Origin of the sequence: Thiothrix eikelboomii (genome assembly GCF_900167255.1) — a bacterium.
GTDB lineage: Bacteria > Pseudomonadota > Gammaproteobacteria > Thiotrichales > Thiotrichaceae > Thiolinea > Thiolinea eikelboomii.
Genome location: NZ_FUYB01000001.1, coordinates 283,713 through 297,466 on the forward strand (window position 1 = coordinate 283,713; position 13,754 = coordinate 297,466).

A 13,754-nucleotide genomic window follows, 5' to 3' on the forward strand; every position below is an offset into this window, starting at 1 on the left:
TGTATGCATGGGGGTGAGCTAGAGTTGAAGTTGATGTGGGAATTGAAGGCTCGGAGCTGATTAGCCTTGCGCTTCACTAGCCAATTTTCTCAAGCGCCATTTTGCCAATTCACCGTTGTCTACCCGCTCATAAATATCCTCGACTGTGAGCGTGACTTGGATCGACTCAAGCATTACGTCCTGCCCCAAATAATAATAAGAAGGCTGCCAGCCAGCACTGCGGCGATAGACAGTGACTTCCGCAATATCTTGCTCAACGAGTACATACTCCAACAAACTAGGCAAGGCGATATACTCCAAACGCTTGTCGGTTTTATCAGTACGGCGTGTGCTTTCTGGGATAACCTCCACCACCAAAATCGGATGCTCACGCACATAATCATCTTGAGAAGGATCATCATGGCAAACTACGACTACATCTGGGTAGCGGAAACGATCAGTGGCCGTTTTGATGAGCATGTCACTGGTAACAGGAAAACAAGGCTTACCCCGTAAACTTAACCAAAACAGAGCAGATAAGTTCGAGGTAATTATATTGTGATTAATCTTAGCACCTGCCATTGCATAAACTTGCCCGGCGACATACTCGTATTTTTCAGTGCTTAAGCGCTCACCGGCTATATAATCTTGGACGCTAATATGATCGAATTGCTGTGCTAACATGCTTTATCCTCTAATTAGGATACATAACTTGCGTCGATCTTAGCATATTTCTGCATGTTAAGGTCGGAATGCCTTGGCTTAAGTGATGGGCTAAGAAGTCATTTAAACTATGGCAGCTTTTTTAAAAGCCCCCCTAAACGATCATGACAAGGCAGCAACACCAAGTTTCATGTCGCTATTTTGATTTGGGTAGTTACTTGCGCCAAAAAGCGGGGGAGAACAACACTAAAATCGTAAACAACTCCAAGCGCCCCATCAGCATGGCAAACGATAACCACCATTTGGTAAAATCATCTAAACCCGAAAAATTGCTTGAAACCGTCCCCAAACCTACCCCCATATTATTTAAAGCCGCCGCGACCGCAGAAAATGCCGTCACTTGATCATGCCCTGCGGCCATCATACCGAGCATGAAAATCGCAAACACCGCCACATACATCGCAAAGAAACCCCAAACAGAGCGGGTCACTCCCTCTGGCACGGGTTCACCATTAATTTTAATATGGGTATGGGCGCGTGGATGGGTCAGAATATTGACCTCACGCCAACCTTGCTTCATTAATAATAAAAAACGAATCACCTTTAAGCCGCCGCCGGTCGAGCCAGCACAGCCACCAACAAAACTTACAAACACCAATAACACAGGCAACAAGGTTGGCCATACGGAAAAATCAGTCGTCAATAAACCAGTTGAGGTCATAATCGACACAACTTGAAAACTGGCATAACGCAAAGTCGTTAAAAAATCGGGGTAAACTGAGTTTTGCATTAACACAAGAATGCAGATGCTACACACCAGCAGCATAATAAACAGATACAGCTTAAACTCTGAATCTTGCCAATAAAACCTGATAGACTTATGATGCATCACAGTAAAATGCAGGGTAAAACTCACTCCGCCCATAATCATTAAGAATATCGCTGAATAATCAATAAATGCATTATTAAAATAACTTAAGCTAGAATCATGCGTAGAAAATCCACCTGTGGAAACTGCAGAAAACGCATGGCAGACTGCATCAAACCAAGACATGCCACCGAGCAGAAATAAACCTATCCCCAAAATAGTTAGCGCTAGATACACATACCATAAAAGCCGAGCAGTTTCCGTAATACGTGGGGTCAGCTTTGAATCTTTAACCGGGCCTGGAGCCTCGGCCTTATATAACTGCATCCCCCCGATCCCCAGCATCGGCAGAATCGCCACCGCTAAAACGATCATTCCCATGCCGCCGAGCCAGTGTAACTCTAAACGGTAAAAATTAATCGAGCGGGGTAAGGAATCAATTCCAACAATAACGCTAGCACCTGTCGTAGTAAAACCAGATACGGTTTCAAAAAAGGCACTGGCTAAATTAATTTCAAAATTAGTCGATAAAGACAAAGGAATGGTGGCAGCAACGCTTAAACCCACCCAAAACAATACAGCGATTAAATAACCGTCTCGTAGGCGCAATTCATTTTTACACCCTTTAAAAGGCAGCCACAATAAAAAACCCACCACGAGAACAATACCAAACCCCCACCAGAAATTAGACAACTCAGGGTCACCCATGAGTTTACCAATCGCAATTGGTGGCAGCATAGTTAAACTAAACAACATCAAGAAGATTCCGAGAATTCGGAAAATAACGCCATATTGCATAATTAGAAGAAATGAATACCAACCTGGAAAAGTTTTTCCACGGCCGGAATATAGCGTTTATCAGTGAGGAACATAATCACATGATCATCTGGCTCAATCAGCACATCGTCTCCCTCATTCATGATGAGCACTTCCTCATCCCGCACTAAAGCGCCAATAATTGTTGAAGGGGGCAATTTGACCTCACTCACCCGCCGCCCGACGACTCGTGAAGTTTTCTTATCGCCATGCGCAATCACCTCAATCGCCTCTGCAGCCCCCCGCCGCAGAGAATGCACGGCGACAATATCACCTCGACGGATATGAGTTAGTAGCGCGCCAATCGTAATCTGATGAGGCGAAATAGCCAGATCAATGCTACTTTCTACTAAAGCAGTATAGCTCATGCGATTAATTAAACTCATCACTCGTCGAGCACCCAAGCGCTTGGCTAACATCGAAGACAAAATATTGGCTTCATCATCATTAGTGACTGCGATGAACACATCAATATTCTCAATACTCTCTTCAATCAACAGATTCTCGTCGGCGGCATCCCCTTCTAATACCAAAGTTTTGTCTAGACGCTCGGCGAGCTTGGAGGCACGCTCGGGATTTCTTTCAACGATTTTCACTTGATAGCGAGCATCTTCTAACTGCCTCGCTAAGCGATTCCCAATATTACCCCCACCCGCGATCATAATCCGTTTATAGGGTTTATCAAGACGGCGCACTTCACTAATTAAAGCTCGAATATGCTTGGGGTGAGCAATGAAGAAAACCTCATCATCTACCTCGACGACCGTTTCGCGATTGATCGGAACAGGCTTATCATGCCGAAATACTGCCACTACCCGCGCCTTAACACCCGGCATGTGATCATACATTTCACTTAAGCGATGCCCGATCAAAGCCCCACCCGCAACCGCATTCACCCCCACTAGCTGCACTTTTCCACCGGCAAAATTCAGAACTTGTGAAGCACCGGGGTGAGAAATCAAACGAAAAATATACTCAGTCACCAACTGCTCAGGACTGATCAACACATCAATCGGTAAAGCTTCTGAGGAGAATAAACGCGGATGATCCAGATAATGCGAGGAGCGAATGCGGGCAATTTTAGTCGGTGTTCGGTACAGGGTAAACGCCACATAGCAAGCGATCATATTAATTTCATCGCTATTGGTGACCGCAATCACCATATCAGCATCTTCAATGCCTGCACGCTCTAAAACCCGAGGATAAGAGGCCTGACCGATTTCAACCCGAACATCCAATTTCTCACGTAGATTACGCAATGCCGAAGCATCGGTATCAACGATAGTAATATCATTGTCTTCATGCGCTAGTGCTTCAGCCACTGAGCGCCCCACCTGTCCTGCGCCAAGAATCATGATTTTCATGGCGAGGATTATAGATGTTAATTAACGATCAACGCCCATATTTTTTTGGGTCAACCCCTAAAGAACGCATCTTCCGGTATAAATGAGTCCGCTCCATTTTCACCTGATCCGCTAACTTACTCACATTCCCATCGACTTGTTTCAGTTGATAAATTAAGTAGTCATGCTCAAATTGTTCACGAGCTTGACGTAAAGGCAGATCGTATAAACTTTCCGGCATCTGCCCGAGTTCACTACTAAACACCGGTACAGTCGCACCTACGGCCTCTTCTGCTTCTTCCAAGCTAATGTCAACTTCTGTACCCAAAATCAGCAACCGATGCACTAGATTCCGTAGCTCGAGAATATTTCCCGCCCAACGATGGTTACGTAAGAAATTTTGTGCGGGCAAAGTGAAATGCCGATAAGGCAAACCATCTTGGGCAGTAAGTTGATTCACATAGTAGTTCAGTAGCTCAGGTACATCTTCAGCATGTTCACGCAAGGGTGGTACTTGCAAAGGCAATACATTCAGTAAGTAGTAAAGTTCCTCATTCAAATCACCCGCTTGAATATCATCTTGTAAATCATGAGTCGCAGACACAATCAGTTGGACATCAAAATCAATCGGATCCGACCCGCCAACACGAGTAAAACTTTTGGTCTGTAAGGCTGCTAATAAGCGCTTTTGGCTGTCGGTATCTAACTCTGAAACTTCAGCTAAATACAGACAACCGCTCATCGCTTCATCAATCAAGCCATAAGTAATTTTGCCATCCATTTCTGAGCCAAATAATTTTTGCTCTACCGTACCCACTTCCAGCAGGGGTAGCACGACTTTTACAAAAGGCCGCTCCCGACGCAGACTCTGGGCATGAATATAACGTGCCACCGCTTCTTTACCGACTCCATGCTCCCCATAAATCAAGACACTAGAATCATGCTGAGCCATCCGCCCTGCTTGCTCGCGTAACTGTTGCATGGCTTTCCCTGTGCCGACTATTTCATGGGAAAAAACCATTTGCCGCCTCAGACCTTGGTTTTCTTGCTCTAATTGGCTGGTTCTTAAAGCATTCTCAATCGTCAGCAGCAGCTTCGCTAAGGATAAGGGCTTTTCAATAAAATCATAAGCGCCTAATTTCGTCGCTTCGACGGCGGTTTCTATCGTCCCATGACCGGACATCATAATCACCGGCCCCGATAAGCTATTCGTTGAGCGCCATTCTTTGAGCAAAGAAATCCCATCCAGCCCCGGCATCCAAATATCTAACAGCACGAGATTAGGCTTGCGTTGCCGATAGATTTCTCGGGCGCGCTCAGCGTTTTCTGCTACCTCCACACGATAGCCTTCATCTTCGAGAATCTCACTAATGAGTTGGCGAATATCCGGCTCATCATCCACGACTAGAATAAGTTGTGCAGTCATTGCTGACCCTCCTTTAATGACTTGTTTCCGTTGAATCTCGAGCGTCCTGCTCGCTGCTTAGCGGAAAGGTTATTGTAATAATAGCGCCATTTGGCTCAGCATTGCGTGCTGCTAAGCTACCGTTATGCTCTTCCACAATCTTTTTTACAATGGCCAAACCCAAGCCTGTCCCTTTATGCTTAGTTGTCACATAAGGCTCAAATAAATGCGGCAGAATTTCATTCGGAATCCCAGGGCCGTTATCCTGCAAACATAACACTACCTGCTGAGTCTCTTGCTGCCATTCGACCCGAGTACGAATTAAAATCTGTCCATCCTCACGTCCATCACCAATCGCCTCTAAAGCATTCTTGACTAAATTGACCAGCAACTGCCGAATCCGATGCGGATCTAGCTCTAAGACAGGTAAGTTGCCTTCCTCTAAGATCACGCGCACCTTCTGCGGATTATCCATATACAGCTCAGTGACTTCGCGCACAATCTGATTCAGATGCGTCGTTTGTGTCACTAAAGCAGGTGCTTTGGCATATTCGCTAAAGGCATTCACCATCGCTTTCAGCGTATCCACTTGCTGGATAATCGTGCGAGTCATCCGATTTAAGAAATCCGCTGACTCTGCATCCAAGGACTTACCTAATTTACGTGACAAGCGCTCAGCTGATAATTGAATTGGTGTCAGTGGATTCTTAATTTCATGAGCTAACCGCCGTGCAACCTCACTCCAAGCTGCATCATGCTCAGCTTGCACGACATCGGTCACATCTTCAAATACCAACACATAGCCTTTTTGCTGCATCGAATCATAGGGTAAGCCAGCACCTCGACAGACCAACACCCGCCGACCGCGTTCAGATGGCAAATTAATTTCTGCTTGCCAATCGGTTTGCGGCTGATCCAGCCAAGGTTTTAATGCTTGCAGAAAAGGCTGTAAGCCCTCTTGAGAGAAGGCCTCACTGAGATGCTGACCTAAGTAATTATGCAAGGGGTAGCCTAAAATCAAACTAGCCGCACTGTTCACCCGTCGAATCACCTGCTCTTCATCTAAAGTGACCACCCCCGAAGATAAATGCTCCAAGACCACGAAAAGATAATCATGCTCCTGTTGCAATTGCCGCCGTGCTTGCTCACGCTCTTGTTGCACACTGGATAAGCGCTTAGTCATGGTATTAAAAGAACGGGCTAGCAAACTAAAATCATCCCGATCTGAGACGGGTAGTTTCTTCTGTAAATCCCCCGAAGCCACCGCCAAAGTTCCCTCAACCAAATCACGTACTGGCTTAGTCAAGCGCCTAGAGAAAATAAACGCTGCCCACAAAGAAAATAAAATCGTCAGCACTGAAATCACTAAGAGGGCTAAGCGAAAAGTATTTTTTAAACCCTCTTGATTGAAACTAATCGTCCGATATTCTTCTTGAGCAGACGATACACTCGAAGCCAAACTGCTTTCACGTTTAGAAAACGGAAACATGGCTGTCAAAATACCATTTCGACTATCCGAACCATAACGGACTCGTATCGCCACCCGAATAAACAAAGTACCCTCTTCACCAGTGGGTTCTAAATGTGAATAATTATCGCGGCGATTCATGGTACGAATTAAATCGCCAATGGGAAACAAAGGGATCAACTTCGCTACTTCGTCGACACTAGTCACCAAAATCCGCTGATCATCACTAATTAAAATCGCCTCTTGTGCACCGTGTAAGGCTCGCCAATTATCCATTAAGGCCGAGACCTCTAAACGGCCCTTACCTCTGATTTGAGCAGCCAAGCGTGATAAATCTTGTAAATGAGCACTGCTACGAATCGACAAGGATAAATGCGACAATTCCACGGCATCATCTAAAGCCCGTGCAATCCGTACATCCAATTGCTGCCCAACATTTTTACCAATGAAATTCATCGAGAAATAAACGACAACGACGACTGGCAACATCGTGAGAATCAAAAAGCCCACCATTAAGCGTAAAGTAAACCGTGAGCCAGCTTGACGGGTATGCCATTGATAAATGGCTCGCACCAAATTCGTGAGGATCGCCATCCCCAGTACTAATAAAATAAAACCATTCAGATAAACAAGGGCTTTGCCATAAGCACGAAAAAACTCAGCATCGCGGGTGGCCAGATGTAATAAACTTAAAGAAATAACTAATAGCACCGCCACGATTGCTGTGGGTAGCCAACGTAATAAACTAGCTTTCAGGGTGTTAGTGCCCACAATACGCCTTGACTCACTAATGCATGATCCTCAGAAAATAAGCTTGATAAACCTAAAGGTAGACTATCTGGCTCTTTAGGCGCTAGCGTCGCCTCCATATATAAAGAGGTATCGTTTTTATAAGCATTCGCGGGTAAGGGGGGTAATTTATAACTTTCTAAAGCCCCTAAATGGCTAAGCGCCGAAGCCAAATTTGAAAAATTCCAATGCTCACCGGTATCTTTACGCACTACTTGATAATGACGGCTCAGTGAATGATATTTTAACTCAGAGATAATACTGGCAAATTTCTCGCTTTTATTAAACCACCAGTCACTATGCCAAACTAAGTTAAAGCGAACCTCATGCCTTAAAGTACCGCCATTTAACAAACTATCACGCAAATAATCGGTGAGCTGATAATCTAAATGCAAAGTGGCTGTCAGCGGCTTATTTTGCCCTTGATTATAAAGTGTAAAATCCCTAACGGTGATTTTTTCTGCCGCCGCAAAACTCGTTGTTGCTATTAGCCACCCTAAAAAAACGATGCACAAAGGGCGCATCCACCATGAGTTTTTCATTATATGCTCTTTACTTACGCTGCTTTTTCTAACAGCGCATAATAGAAACCGTCCATGCCCTGCTCACCGGGCAAGATTTGCCGTCCTACTGACAACTCTCGACCCCAAGTGGCCTTGATTGCTTTGACCCGAGCATCTGGCTGAGTTTTTAAAAACTGTTCAATTTGTAAATTATTTTCTTCTGGTAAAATCGAACAAGTGGCATATAACAATAAACCACCCTGCTTTAGAACTTGCCATAAAGCCTGCAATAAGGCTGCTTGCTGCTGTTGCAGTGTAGCAATATCCGTTTTTTTCCGCAGCAGCTTAATATCGGGGTGACGCCGAATCACGCCAGTGGCCGAACACGGAGCATCTAACAAAATACGCTCAAAGGTTTGGCCATCCCACCAAGCTGCAAGATCCACGGCATCCGCTACTTTTACCGTAGCGGCTAGGTTTAATCTCGTTAAATTTTCGTAAACTTGCTTAATACGTTTTGCACTATTATCAAGCGCCACTAACTCGATCTGGGGATAACGCTCTAAAAGGTGGCAAGTTTTGCCCCCCGGCGCAGCACAAGCATCTAACACCCGCATTGTTGCTTGCGGTGCTAACAACACCGCTGCTTGCTGAGCAGCCGCATCTTGCACGGAGACTGAGCCTTGCGCAAAATCAGGTAGCTCCGTCACGGCCAATGCCTCAGGCAAATGAATCCCAAGCTCCGTGCTAGCAATAGGCTCTGCTTGAATTTGCTGCTGCTTCAAACGCTCTAAATACTGCTCACGAGTCGCCAATAAACCATTCACTCGTAAACTTAAAGGGGGGTGCTCATTACTAGCCTGCATAATCGCTTGCCAATCCTGCGGCCAAGCGTGTTTGATCTGATCTGCCAACCAAGTCGGGAAGGAATATTGGGCTGATTCAATCTGATCGACTTTAGCGAGCACCGTTGCCTGCTCCCGCAGAAAACGTCGCAACACTCCATTCACTAAGCTTCCCGCCCATGCTTTTTTCAAAGCACGACTCGCCTCGACGGTTTCACTTACGGCCGCATGGTCAGGGGTGCGCTGATAGATGATTTGATACAAACCCAAGCGCAACAAACATTCAATATCCTTATCTGAGGCTTTAATTGGTTTATCGAGTAATTCACGTAAAATCGCCCCTAAACGCCCATGCCAGCGTACTGCCCCAAAACAGACATGGCGTACCCAAGCTTGATCACGCACTGAAAGGTTTTGAAGAGTGGCATGCCGGAAAACCTCGGTGAGCGATTCCCCTTGATAAGTCACCCGCTGGAGTGCACGGGCAGCAATGGCGCGGGTCTTCACGAGTTCACCTTAGAAAAATGCTCGCCCAGCAATGAGCGCGCATTCAGAAAATCAGCGGCGGCTAAACGCTTGCTACCCGCCATTTGTAATTCTAGGATACGCACTAAATAGCCATCACCTGCGACAATATCAATCCCTGCTCGCGTTTCAGCGACCACGGTACCCGCAGGGGCAGTATTCGTTTGCCTTAAGGCTTGCGCCGCAAAAAAGCGTAAGGCTTGGCCGCGATAAACACTATACGCCGTTGGCCAAGCATCAAACGCACGAATTTGCCGCTCAATCACCGCAGCAGGCTGCTGCCAATCAATTTCTGCTTCCGCTTTGCTGAGCTTATGCGCATAGCAGGCTTGTTGTTCATTCTGTTGTTCAGGTTTTAACTGATTGTCGGTTAACTGCTCTAAAACCTGCAATAAAGCCTCTGCACCTTGCTGAGCCAGCTTATCATGCAGGCTCTGCCCACCATCGGTAGCAGTGATCGGGCAAGCGGTTTTCAGTAACATAGCCCCCGTATCTAAGCCAGCAGCCATTTGCATAATCGTGACACCCGTCATGCTATCACCCGCTTGGAGCGCCCGTTGAATAGGGGCTGCACCTCGCCAACGGGGCAGCAAAGAAGCATGAATATTCAAACAACCATAAGCTGGGATAGCTAAAACGGCTTGGGGCAAAATTAAGCCATACGCAGCGACGACCATCACATCGGCGGCATAAGCTTTTAAACTCGCTTGTGCTTCTGCGCTTTTAAAACTGAGGGGTTGCTCAACTGCTAGACCTGCGGTGATGGCGAGTTCTTTCACTGGGCTAAATTGCAATTTACGCCCCCGCCCTGCCGGACGATCTGGTTGAGTATACACCGCGAGCACTTCATGCTTTGAGGCCAACAAAGCTTGCAAAGCAGGTACTGCAAATTCGGGAGTACCCGCATACACCACACGCAAAGCTCGACTCATCCTGCCGCAGCCTCAGACGATGCGGCTGAGTTCGTCGCTGGCTGGCGAGCTAATTTTTCCATTTTTTTGCGTACCCGCTGCTGCTTCAGCTGTGAAAGGTAATCCACAAAGAGTTTCCCTTCCAAATGGTCTAATTCGTGCTGAATACACACAGCCAATAAACCCTCAGCCTCTAATTCAAAGGCTTGGCCATCTCGGCCTAAGGCACGAACTCTCACTCGTTCAGCACGAGTCACCTTTTCATAATATTCTGGCACAGACAAACAACCTTCCTCGTGCTCGATCTGACCTTCTTTATGCAAGATTTCGGCATTGATCAAATACAAAGGCTGGTTTTTTTCCTCAGATAAATCAATGACGACGACGGCTTGCTGCACATTCACTTGAGTAGCGGCCAAACCAATACCTTTGGCGGCGTACATGGTGGCTAGCATATTATCTAGTAGCTCGCGCGTCTTCTCGTCGACCACGGCAACAGGAGCTGCTTTCTTGCGTAAGCGGGGGTCGGGGTGATGTAAAATTTCTAAAATTGCCATATTAATAATTACCGAAAATCAGAAAATGGTGCGCGTAATTCAATCATTTGACTATTATAACGCAAAGTCCTCTTAGCCAATAATAACTACAAGCTCGAATTACAAGGATAACAACATGCTTCGCTTTTCCCATCTGCTATGGGCTGCTGGTGTCGCTAGCACAACGGTAACGCTAGCAGGGTGTATGACCCAATCGCCCGCTCATAAGCCTGCTATGTCTTCTGCTCATCAACCTAATTATGACGCTTATTATGGCAATCCACAGCCCTCTGCTGGCTTGAGTTTTGCGGATCGCCCTGACGGCAGTGGCCTGCAAATCAATCCTTCGGCGCCTTCAACTTATGTGGTACAAAAAGGCGATACTTTGTGGGGTATTGCGCGCAAATTCCTAAATACGCCCTCTTATTGGCCAGAAATTTGGGACAAGAACCAACAAGTCAAGAATCCGCACCAAATTTACCCCGGTGATGTTTTATATTTTAGTTATAACAAAGAAGCTGGCAGCGATGGCTCTCAAAAACTCGTGCCACGGATTCGAGTCGAACCAAAGGGCTTAATGGGGCAATCCCTAGTGACACTAGCACCTTTTTTAGAATGGCCGCGTATTATGAGCGATGAGGCCATCAAAAATTCGCCCTATTTACTTGCTTCTAAAGATAATGAAAGCCTGATCCCGCCCGGTGCTACCGTTTATTTAAAAAATCTGCGGCAGCCACGAGTTGGCTCACGTTATGCGGTCTATCACCCTGATAAACCTATTTATGATCCTGAGACTAACGCTTTATTGGGCCACCAAGTGGTGTACAGTGGCTATGCGCGGGTGGATCGAGTCGATAGTATTTCCACTGCAACCATTTTAGATATGGATGAGGCCATTCGGGTGGGTGATCGCATTTTGCCGGTCGAGCGCCGCCACAGTGAGTTACGCGCTCCCATTCAACTACCACGCACTAAAATTCGCGGGCAGATTGCAGCACTTTATGATGCCGATTATATGGGAGCTAATTGTATGATTATCGCGATTAATCGGGGTAAAAAACACGGCATCAAGCCCGGCTATGCGGTAGGTGTTTATACAGAAGGTCATCGAGTCGAAGACCAATATGCTAGCTTCCGGGGGCATGCTCGCAATACGCCCACCGTAAATTTACCCCCCGCGAAAGTGGGGGAGGCGATTGTCTATAGTGTGCATGAGAATTTAAGTTATGCCTTAATTACTGAATCTCAGCGCGAAATCAAAAATGGAGATAAAATAGGTAATCCTTAAAGCGCTCGCCCAACAGAGATTACTGTCTACGTGAACATTACTGAAGATGAACTACGCGCACGCCTCCAAATCTGGCGGGCGGTGGGTATTGGCCCTGCTACTCTCAATCGCCTGCTTAATCACTTTGGTTCTGCCGTCGCTGCCTTAGACGGCAGTGATGCTGAACTTGCTAAAGCAGGTTTAAAACCTGATACCCTTCAAAACCTGCGCTCAGTGCCTATTGAAGCCACTTTAGCCGATTTGGAATGGTTGCATCGAGCACAGCACCGACATATTTTAGTACCAGAAGATCCACGCTATCCAAAGCTGCTGCGTGACCTTAAAGCGGCTCCACCGATTCTGTTTGTCGCAGGGCAACCAGAACTCTTGAATGAACCACAACTTGCGATGGTTGGTAGTCGCACCCCCACCACGTATGGCAAAGAGAATGCGCAAGCTTTTGCGCAGTATTTAGCTAAACACGGCATTACCGTCACCAGTGGCTTAGCCTTAGGTATTGATGCTGTCAGTCATCAAGGTGCTTTAGAGGCTGGGGGGACAACTATTGCGGTCATTGCAACCGGCTTAGATATTATCTATCCCGCCAAAAATCGCAGTTTAGCCGAGCGCATTGTTGAGCACGGAGCAATTGTCAGTGAGTTCCCGATTGGGGTTAAACCGCAAGCCCAAAATTTTCCAAGACGGAATCGAATTATTAGCGGCTTATCCTTAGGGAGTTTAGTGGTTGAGGCCGCCTTACAAAGTGGCTCCTTAGTGACCGCTCAGCATGCACTTGAACAAGGACGTGAAGTCTTTGCGATTCCCGGTTCAATTCATAGCCCACTCGCTCATGGTTGCCATCGTCTGATTCGCCAAGGCGCTAAATTAGTCGAAACCGCCGCTGATATTTTGGAAGAACTGACTCCACAGTTACACGCTTATTTAGGCAGCACTGCGATGCCAACTGCACTAGCACTATCCACGACTCAAGCGTCTAAACCGATAAAACCCACCAAGCCTTTATCCTTCCTAAAAAGCCTTACAACTCAAGAAAATACGGAAGAACGGTCAGAGGCTAAGCTTGATCCAGAAGAGCAACAAATTCTTGCTACCATAGGTCTAGAGCCGATACCGATTGACCAGATAGTCCTCCAAACAGGGTTGACCCCTGATGTTGTTTCATCCATGCTGCTGATGCTAGAGCTACAAGGCTACATCGCTGCATGTGGCGGTGGTCGCTACCAGCGATTGTAACCAAGAGACTGAACTTGATGAAAGAAAGCACACTGGAAGTACTATTCTATTTGTTCGACAATTATCCAGAAATGGACGACGAAGCCACCCCAAGTGATGATCGTGAATCCATGAATGTCTATTTGCAGGGAGCGGGCTTTATGCCCGGTGAGATTAATCGCGCTTTTAATTGGCTTGAAAGTCTCGGTGATGAGCATCAAGATGTCTTAGAGCCTTATTCACCCCATTCTTTGCGTAGTTTCGCATGGCAAGAGCAACGCTGGCTGAATACCGACTGTCAAAATTATCTTTTATTTTTAGAAAAAGCGGGGGTGCTTAATTACGAGGCACGTGAACAAGTGATTGATCGCGTATTAGCCTTAGAAGACCCTGATTTCACGCTAGATCGCTTGAAATGGGTGATTCTCATGGTATTGGTAAACCGCCCTGATGAAGATAATAGTTTCTTATGGACTGAGGGTTTAACCCTCGATGGCTCAACGCCGGTCTATCACTAATCCCACAAGGACTCTTTACTTTTGCTAGCTTTTCGGGTTTAAAATGCAGGCCATTGGCTTTCTTGCGAAGGCTAATCTTTAAAAT

The 13,754-nt window shown here is 46.4% G+C and carries 12 protein-coding genes; 3 read left to right on the forward strand and 9 right to left on the reverse strand.

Annotated features, from left to right (window positions below):
- Window positions 1–60: 60 nt before the first annotated feature.
- From B5D50_RS01305 to def, 9 genes are all read right to left on the reverse strand, one after another.
- Window positions 61–663, reverse strand: coding sequence for a Uma2 family endonuclease (locus B5D50_RS01305; RefSeq protein WP_078920769.1), 603 nt, complete (start codon window positions 661–663; stop codon window positions 61–63).
- Between the two features lie 193 nt (window positions 664–856).
- A complete protein-coding gene (locus tag B5D50_RS01310) occupies window positions 857–2,266 on the reverse strand; it encodes a TrkH family potassium uptake protein (protein ID WP_327192636.1) in 1,410 nt (469 codons plus the stop codon).
- Window positions 2,267–2,310: 44 nt separating this feature from the next.
- Window positions 2,311–3,690, reverse strand: a complete 1,380-nt coding sequence (trkA, locus tag B5D50_RS01315) for a Trk system potassium transporter TrkA (RefSeq protein ID WP_078920771.1) — start codon at window positions 3,688–3,690, stop codon at window positions 2,311–2,313.
- Window positions 3,691–3,718: 28 nt separating this feature from the next.
- Window positions 3,719–5,095 (reverse strand): sigma-54-dependent transcriptional regulator, encoded by a 1,377-nt coding sequence (locus tag B5D50_RS01320; RefSeq protein ID WP_078920772.1) that lies wholly within the window; start codon window positions 5,093–5,095, stop codon window positions 3,719–3,721.
- 13 nt (window positions 5,096–5,108) lie between these two features.
- On the reverse strand, window positions 5,109–7,313 hold the full coding sequence (locus B5D50_RS01325) for a sensor histidine kinase (RefSeq protein WP_078920773.1): 2,205 nt from the start codon (window positions 7,311–7,313) through the stop codon (window positions 5,109–5,111).
- The gene (locus tag B5D50_RS01330; RefSeq protein WP_078920774.1) at window positions 7,295–7,873 is read right to left on the reverse strand and encodes a DUF4390 domain-containing protein; all 579 of its coding nucleotides are present in this window, start codon (window positions 7,871–7,873) and stop codon (window positions 7,295–7,297) included. The genes B5D50_RS01325 and B5D50_RS01330 overlap by 19 nt, the downstream gene beginning before the upstream one ends.
- Before the next feature lie 14 nt (window positions 7,874–7,887).
- Window positions 7,888–9,186, reverse strand: a complete 1,299-nt coding sequence (gene rsmB, locus B5D50_RS01335; RefSeq protein ID WP_078920775.1) for a 16S rRNA (cytosine(967)-C(5))-methyltransferase RsmB — start codon at window positions 9,184–9,186, stop codon at window positions 7,888–7,890.
- A complete protein-coding gene (fmt, locus tag B5D50_RS01340; protein ID WP_078920776.1) occupies window positions 9,183–10,136 on the reverse strand; it encodes a methionyl-tRNA formyltransferase in 954 nt (317 codons plus the stop codon). Before fmt ends, rsmB begins: the two co-directional genes overlap by 4 nt.
- Window positions 10,133–10,672, reverse strand: a complete 540-nt coding sequence (gene def / locus B5D50_RS01345) for a peptide deformylase (protein WP_078920777.1) — start codon at window positions 10,670–10,672, stop codon at window positions 10,133–10,135. Before def ends, fmt begins: the two co-directional genes overlap by 4 nt.
- Window positions 10,673–10,787: 115 nt before the next feature.
- Here def and B5D50_RS01350 point away from each other — a divergent pair, with 115 nt between their 5' ends.
- Genes B5D50_RS01350 through B5D50_RS01360 form a run of 3 tightly spaced genes read left to right on the forward strand, consistent with a single transcriptional unit; the run spans window position 10,788 to window position 13,669 of the window.
- On the forward strand, window positions 10,788–11,939 hold the full coding sequence (locus B5D50_RS01350; protein ID WP_078920778.1) for a LysM peptidoglycan-binding domain-containing protein: 1,152 nt from the start codon (window positions 10,788–10,790) through the stop codon (window positions 11,937–11,939).
- A gap of 30 nt (window positions 11,940–11,969) precedes the next feature.
- Window positions 11,970–13,172: a DNA-processing protein DprA gene (gene dprA / locus B5D50_RS01355; protein ID WP_200807003.1), complete on the forward strand. Its 1,203-nt coding sequence runs from the start codon at window positions 11,970–11,972 to the stop codon at window positions 13,170–13,172.
- Window positions 13,173–13,189: 17 nt separating this feature from the next.
- Window positions 13,190–13,669 carry a Smg family protein gene (locus B5D50_RS01360; protein ID WP_078920779.1) on the forward strand — a complete coding sequence of 160 codons (480 nt, stop codon included), beginning with the start codon at window positions 13,190–13,192 and terminating at the stop codon, window positions 13,667–13,669.
- Window positions 13,670–13,754: the final 85 nt, after the last annotated feature.